Origin of the sequence: Denitromonas iodatirespirans, assembly GCF_018524365.1 — a bacterium.
Classification (GTDB): domain Bacteria; phylum Pseudomonadota; class Gammaproteobacteria; order Burkholderiales; family Rhodocyclaceae; genus Nitrogeniibacter; species Nitrogeniibacter iodatirespirans.
Map to the genome: position 1 here is coordinate 1 of NZ_JAEKFT010000094.1, position 1,224 is coordinate 1,224.

The following is a 1,224-nucleotide window of genomic DNA, read 5'->3' on the forward strand; positions in this document are numbered from 1 at the left end:
AAGCGGTGGTCGTCGCCCGCGACCAGGACGGCACCAAGCAACTGATCGCCTACACCACGGGAGAGGGCGAGCTTGAGGCCGAAGCGATCAGAAGCTTCGCCCAACAGCGACTGCCCGGCTACATGGTGCCCAGCGCCTACGTTCGCCTGGGCGCCTTCCCGCTGACCCCCAACGGCAAACTCGACCGCAAGGCGCTGCCGGCACCGGACGAGGCGGCCTATGTCAAGCGCGCCTATGAAGCGCCGCAAGGCGAGGTCGAAGAGACGCTCGCCCAGCTATGGCGCGAGCTGCTCGGCGTCGAGCAAGTCGGCCGACAAGACAACTTCTTCGAACTGGGCGGGCACTCGCTGACCGCCGTGCAGCTTGTTTCACGCATCGACACTGAATTCGGTGTCGCGCTGGAGCTTCCCCGGCTGTTCGCTAATCCGTGCATTGCGCAACTCGACGCATTGATCGTTGAGGCTCAATTGGCGCAGTTCGACCCCGAGGCACTTTCCGCCCTGATCGAAGACGATGATCTCTACGAGTACGACGATGTCAACAGTTGATTCAAAGCCGCGTCCAGACCGACTGAAGGCGCTGTCGCTCGAAGAGCAGCGTGAGTTGCTCAATCGCGCGAAGGCGGCAAAGCTCAAACGCAATGCGGTGCAGGAGACTCGATCCATTGAAAAGGCGTCGAGGGCCGATGTGTTGCCCGTGTCGCTCGCACAACAACGTCTTTGGTTTTTGACCCAGCTGGATTCGGACATTGAGGCATTGCACGTCAGCGGTGCGGTCCGAATGAAGGGAGGGCTCGACACCCCGGCGTTAGAGAAGGCACTTCAGGCGATTGTGGCGCGCCATGAATCACTTCGCACCCATTTCCTGCAGGTGCAGGGGGTGCCATGCCAAATCATTGATGAGGATTTGGCGGGCTTCGCAATGCAGCGTGTCGAAATCGGTCAGGCGATTGATGTGGATGCAACGCTGAACGCGTTCATTTGCAAGCAGATGGCGATCCCCTTCGATCTGGAACATGGGCCGCTGGTTCGGGCATGCCTCGTGCGCGTGGATGTCGAAGACCACGTTCTTCTGGTCATCATGCATCACATCATCGCCGACGGCTGGTCGGTGAGCCTGCTGCTAAGCGAGCTGAGCGCGCTGTACAGCGCCTACCGCCAGGGCGAGGCGGACCCGCTGCCGGAGCTGGCGATCCAATACGCCGACTACGCCCAATGGCAACGC

2 protein-coding genes are annotated in these 1,224 nt (G+C 61.1%); both read left to right on the top strand.

Going from position 1 to position 1,224, the window contains the following annotated elements:
* On the top strand, positions 1–548 hold a 548-nt coding region (locus I8J34_RS24055), incomplete at its 5' end, for a phosphopantetheine-binding protein (RefSeq protein WP_230411992.1).
* On the top strand, positions 535–1,224 hold a 690-nt coding region (locus I8J34_RS24060), incomplete at its 3' end, for a condensation domain-containing protein (protein WP_230411993.1). The genes I8J34_RS24055 and I8J34_RS24060, both read left to right, overlap by 14 nt.